Origin of the sequence: Stenotrophomonas sp. NPDC077659 (assembly GCF_050268705.1) — a bacterium.
Taxonomy (GTDB): domain Bacteria; phylum Pseudomonadota; class Gammaproteobacteria; order Xanthomonadales; family Xanthomonadaceae; genus Stenotrophomonas.
This window is the reverse complement of record NZ_JBNNHG010000141.1, coordinates 1-4,568: the sequence shown is the minus strand read 5'-3', so window position 1 is coordinate 4,568 and position 4,568 is coordinate 1. Positions and strand designations below refer to the sequence as shown.

The window sequence follows — 4,568 nt, the reverse complement described above, 5'->3', positions numbered from 1 at the left end:
CCGGAAATGTGCACGGCGCGTTGTAGAGCCGAGCCCATGCTCGGCTCATTGTTTCTGCACGCGGTGGGTAACAACAGCCGAGCGTTGGCTCGGCTCTACCGGAAATGTGCACGGCGCGTTGTAGAGCCGAGCCCATGCTCGGCTCATTGTTTCTGCGCGCGGTGGGTAACAACAGCCGAGCGTTGGCTCGGCTCTACAGCACGCGTTGCGGGCGTGATGGGATCGCGCCGGGCCATGCCCGGCGGCGCCATCACGAGGCGATCAGCAGGGCCGGATCAATCAGCGGGATTTCCCCATCGGCCCCCAGCGCAATGCTGTGGCTGCAGAACACATACCCCAGCGGGTTGGCGGCGCGCAGGCGTTCGCGCGGGACGCTCTCGATCTCGCCCACTTCGTCCACCGCCAGGCCGATTACGTCAGCGCCGGCCTTTACCAGCAGCATGGCTGGGCAGTCGTACGCGAATGCTGGCAGCCCTGACAGGCGGCGCAGGTCGGCCACCCGCAACCGATCCCCGCGTACGCTCAGCGCAGGGCCGTCACGCGGGATGGGCCGGTCAAAACGTTCCGGGCCACGGATCTCCACCGCCGCCTGCGCATCCACGGCAAACCGCTGCTCGCCCGCGCACACAACGACATACTCAAAAAAGGACGGCAATGCCGGCGCCGTTTGACCGGCAGGGTAGGAAGGCGACTGCAAGGTAGTTCCAATGGAAGGGGACTGCGGCGACGGCGCAATCTTGCCGCGTGCAGATGACGTTGTCTGTGCGCGGCGCATGATAGCTGCACCATCCATTCAGCTGCAGTCACCCCTCCGGATGCGCAGTGCGGTGGCCGCGCCTGCGGTAGAGGACCGCCCGGTTGCGTCCGCTCTGCTTGGCGCGGTACAGGGCCTTGTCGGCCTGGCGGATGGCCAGATCGGCGTCGGCCTGGGTTTCCGGGTAGTGGCTGACCCCGGCCGAAATGGTGACGTGGCCGACGGTGGGGAAGGCGTGGGCTTCGATGGCACTGCGCAGCCGCTCGGCGACCTGCAGCGCCGTTTCGGCACCGACCTCGGGCAGCAGAGCGAGGAATTCCTCACCGCCGAGGCGGCACAGCACATCCTGCGGGCGTGCGTTGGCGCACATGCGCTGCGCAATCCCGACCAGCACCTGGTCGCCGGTGTCGTGTCCATGGCGGTCGTTGACGTCCTTGAAGTGGTCCACGTCGAAGGTAATGACCCCGAACGGCATGCCCGAGGCATTGAGCGCGCTGAGCGCGCGTTCCAGCCCGCGCCGGTTGAGCAGTTGGGTGAGTGGATCGGTGAGGGTGGCCTGATCGAGCAGGCCGATGCGCTCGCTCAGATTGCGGAAGCTGACCAGCACGGCCTGCTTCAGTTCGGCCGCTTCGTAGTACCAGGAATTGACCGCCTTGACGTGGATGATGGCGCTGCCGACGTCACGGTCCTGTGCGTGCCGGGCCAGTTCCTGCAGGGGTGAGGCGATGCGGCGCGAGCACAGCCAGATCAGCAGCAGGGTCAGCACGCCCAGGGGCGCGGCGTTGCGCAGCACCGTGTGCAGCAACCTGCCGGTGGGCGCGACGGCTGCCTCGGCGGGGCGCTGGGCGATGATGCCCCAGCCGGCCGCAGGCAACGGCGCGAAGCCGGCCAGCATGTGCACGCCCCGGTGGTCGTGCGAGTGCAGTGCCCCGCTGCTGCCTTGGCTGAGTGCATCCACCGCCGCGTTGCGCGTGGCCGGCTGGCCCACGTGATCGGGATCCGGGTGGTAGAGCACGGTGCCGTTGCGGCTGACCACGTACAGGTACGAGCCATCGTCGTAAGGGTGGGTGCCTAGCAGGCTGTGCAGCACGTTGGGATCGCGCAGATGGATGGAGGCGGTGATGTAGCCGGCGTAGTCGCCCTGTTCATCGAACATCGGGTGCGACAGGGTGACGACCAGGTTGCCGGTGTGGGAGATGAAGGGATCGCTGACCATCGGCAGGCGCTGCTGCAGTGCCTGCCGGTTGGCCGCGCTGGTCAGCGCTTTGCCCTGCAGTTCCGGCAGGGCGGGCGAGGACCCTACCACCACGCCCTGGGCATTGACCGAGATGACGCTGTTGAAGGCATCGGTCTGCAGCTTGATCCGTTCCACCTCGTCGTCATGCGCGGCAGGCTGGGCGAGATTGCGGCTGAGGCGCTCGGCACCGACAGCCAACTGCTGCTGTGCGTTGAGCACGAAATGCTGGCTGGACTGGGCCAGCGACCGTGCGTAGACGCGGTTGGCTTCCAGGCTCTTGTCGATGAGCTGCTGGCGCTGCACCTGGTAGCCGGCCCAGACCGCGTTGCCCAGCATGACCAGCGCGGACAGCGCGGCGAGCGCGAGAATCAGCCGCTGTAGATTGACCTGCCGGATCGATGCATCCACCTCTGCGCCTCCCTGGCGGCTGGTAGGTGCTCACGTTACCGCCGACGGGATGCGGGAGATGTGGGCGCGTCTTCACGGCCCCCCGGACGACGCCGGACCCATCCGGTAGCGCCGTGCTGCGCCCCGCGCCGCCCTCACGGCGCGCGCGGGCAGGCCGCCAGCAAGCGACCCGTATCGATCAACGGCATGTGCTCACCCGGGCGCAGCGTGACCATGCGGCGGCAGAAGCTGAATCCGCCTGGCACGCCGCCGGTGGCACGGTCCTGCTGCACCGGGAGGGTTTCCACGTCCAGCACCGCATCCACCGCCAGCGCGATCAGATGGGGCCCGGCATTGACCAGCAGCACAGCCGGGCACTGCTCGCCAAAGGCGGGCATGCCCACCCGCTGGCGCAGGTCGATGACGGGCAGAGGCTGCCCGCGCACCGGCAGGACGGGATCGCCCCCGCTGTCGGGCTGCAGGAGCACCTCCGCCCCGCGGATCTCAACCGCGTGTTCAACATCGACGGCGAAACGCTGGTCGCCTACCTGCACGACCACCACTTCAAAAAGCGCATAGGGCGAGGACGCCGATGGGACGACGTCGGGAAGCGGCAGGGGCAATGTCGGTTTCCGTGGAAGGGTGCCAGAGGGCACCACCATCATTGCCCGTCAGGTTGCAACCGGGGAAGTGCCTGCGGCGGGCAGCGGCATCCGCCGACGCGGGCTCGCTTAATGATTCAGGGCGGGGGCAGCTGTGATCGCAGGCGGTCGGCCAACGTCTGTGCGTCCACCGGACGCGACAGTGCGAACCCCTGTATCTCGTCACACCCCAGCGCCTGCAGCGTCACGACCTGCTCGCGGGTCTCGGCGCCTTCGCCCACTGTGGTGTAGCCCAGATCGTGGGCGAGGCCGATGACCGCCTGCACCTTCAGGCGCGCGCGGCTGTCAGTGGCCAGGTCGTCCACCAGCGTTTTGTCCAGCTTCAACGTGTGGATGGGCAGTTCGGTGAGGTAGCCGAAGTTGCTGTAGCCACTGCCGAAGTCGTCCACGGCAATACGGATTCCGGCTGCGGCCATCCGCCGAAGCTGTTCGCCTGGGGGAGAGTCGGCACGCAGCCATTCCCCTTCGGTGATCTCGATTTCCACGTCGCGGCACTCCAGCCCGCGTTGATGGATGCGGGCCAGCAGAGCGTCAGCCATGTCGGGGCGGGCGACATCGCGGGCGGACAGATTGATGGACAGGCTCAGCGCGAGTCCGTCGCTTTGCCACCGTGCCAACTGGTCCAAGGCGCGACCAATGACCCAGTCGGTGACGCCTTCCATCAGGGCCGTGCGTTCGAAAACAGGGATGAACTCGGCCGGGCTGACCGGCCCCAGTTCGGGATGATTCCAGCGGATGAGCACCTCGGCAGCCACCGGCACCAGATCGTTGGCGCGGAAGCGCGGCTGGTAGAGCAGATGGAACTCGTCATTGATCAGGCCGCGCTGGGCATCGGCGGCCAAGCGGTAGCCGCGTTTGAGGCCTTCGTCGCGCTTGCTGGAGTACCAGCAGTACGGCACATGCCCGGTCACCGCCGAGTGCAGGCCGATGAGCATACGGCGCAGCACATCATCCGGGCTGTCGCGCCCCAGCACGACGTCGCAGAGCCCGGCATGGAACAACGGGGACATGGGCACCGCTGCAGCCATCATGGGCCGGGTCAGGCGCGCTTCCAGTTCTTCCACCAAGCGTTCCAGCGCAGCGCGTTCAGGCAGTTCCAGAACGAAGGCGAAGCGGGTGACGCCGACATGGTAGATCTCCGCCAGACCCTCCAGCGCCACCTGGATGCGGACACCCGCGCGGCGGATGAGTGCCTCCAGCGGCCCCATGCCCAGCACCTGGCCCGCTTCGTTGGCGCGTGGCAGGTCGAGCACATCCACCAGTACCGCAAAGCAGGTGCGACCGGGCGCGCGTGCCGCCCATGCGGTGTAATCCAGTGTGAACTGATGACGGTTGGGCAGGCCGCTGACCGGGTCACGCCGCCCGCTCAGTACGCGCAGCTCCAGTTCATTCATTGCCGCAATGGCCAGTGTGGTCAGCTGGCGGCAGTCATCCTCGGAAAACGCGCGCGGCACCGTGTCCATGATGCACAGCGCACCGATGGCGACGCCGTTCTTGGCCACCAGGGGCGAGCCGGCGTAAAACCGCA

Annotated in this window: 4 protein-coding genes; all 4 read right to left on the bottom strand. The window is 67.4% G+C overall.

Features of this window, described 5'->3' with window-relative positions; genetic code table 11:
- Nucleotides 1-250: 250 nt before the first annotated feature.
- On the bottom strand, nucleotides 251-775 hold the full coding sequence (locus ACQKDV_RS16000; RefSeq protein WP_427785027.1) for a chemotaxis protein CheW: 525 nt from the start codon (nucleotides 773-775) through the stop codon (nucleotides 251-253).
- Between the two features lie 28 nt (nucleotides 776-803).
- Nucleotides 804-2,399 carry a sensor domain-containing diguanylate cyclase gene (locus tag ACQKDV_RS15995; protein WP_427785025.1) on the bottom strand — a complete coding sequence of 532 codons (1,596 nt, stop codon included), beginning with the start codon at nucleotides 2,397-2,399 and terminating at the stop codon, nucleotides 804-806.
- Between the two features lie 134 nt (nucleotides 2,400-2,533).
- Entirely contained in the window at nucleotides 2,534-3,043 is a 510-nt protein-coding gene (locus tag ACQKDV_RS15990; protein ID WP_427785023.1) for a chemotaxis protein CheW, read from the bottom strand.
- Nucleotides 3,044-3,117: 74 nt separating this feature from the next.
- The coding region (locus tag ACQKDV_RS15985; protein WP_427785022.1) for an EAL domain-containing protein at nucleotides 3,118-4,568 on the bottom strand (1,451 nt) is incomplete at its 5' end.